General features: G+C 52.0%; 1 protein-coding gene. It reads right to left on the bottom strand.

The window, feature by feature from the left end; genetic code table 11:
- Window positions 1-666, bottom strand: a 666-nt coding sequence (locus HW443_RS12385; RefSeq protein WP_176238358.1) for an aminotransferase class I/II-fold pyridoxal phosphate-dependent enzyme, incomplete at its 3' end; no start/stop codon positions are given.
- Between the last annotated feature and the right edge of the window lie 76 nt (window positions 667-742).

Below are 742 nucleotides of genomic sequence, written 5' to 3'. Positions count from 1 at the left end.
CGTCCTCGATTCTTCTGACCGAGACCTTGCTTCATCGATCATGACCAGAGCGTCATACTTTTTGGCGAGCTCCACGATTCCTGGAAGGTCGGCTATATCTCCATCCATGCTGAAGACAGCGTCGGCCACAATGAGTCTGGTGTTGAAATTCTGGGATTTCTTCAAAATAGATTCCAGATGCTCCATGTCGTTGTGGCGGTAAGTCCGGAATTGGGCACCAGAGAGGAGACAGCCATCGATTATACTGGCGTGATCCAGCTTGTCCATAATAATCACATCTCCCCGTCCAAAAAGACTGGAGATAGTGGACATGTTGGTCACATAGCCGCTGGAGAAGAGCGTAGCTGCCTCGGTGTTCTTAAACTCAGCTATCCTCTCTTCTAACTCCCGGTGGAGCTCTGTGGTCCCGGCCAGAAGCCGTACTCCACCTGCCCCCACCCCGTATCTCTCCATGGCCTCTATGGCAGTGGCTCGGATCTTGGGATGAGAAGCCAGGCCCAGATAGCTATAAGAGGCCAGCATAATCATGTCCCCCCTTCCGCTTACCTTCACCCTGGGCTCGGTGGGTCCAGCAATGCTCTGGAGGTAGAAGTAGTGATCGCTGGCCTTGAGTTTCTCCAGACGTTGCAGGAAGGACTTCATTCGTTCATCAAGTTGTTCGGCCACGGGCTCTCCTTTCTAGCAGGACAAGATCTTTTCGCCCATCTAAGATAAGCAGGACGAAAATCCTTATCAATGGACA

Source organism: Candidatus Hakubella thermalkaliphila, assembly GCF_013281975.1.
Classification (GTDB): Bacteria; Actinomycetota; Humimicrobiia; order Hakubellales; family Hakubellaceae; genus Hakubella; species Hakubella thermalkaliphila.
This window is presented reverse-complemented; position numbering and strand designations above follow the sequence as displayed.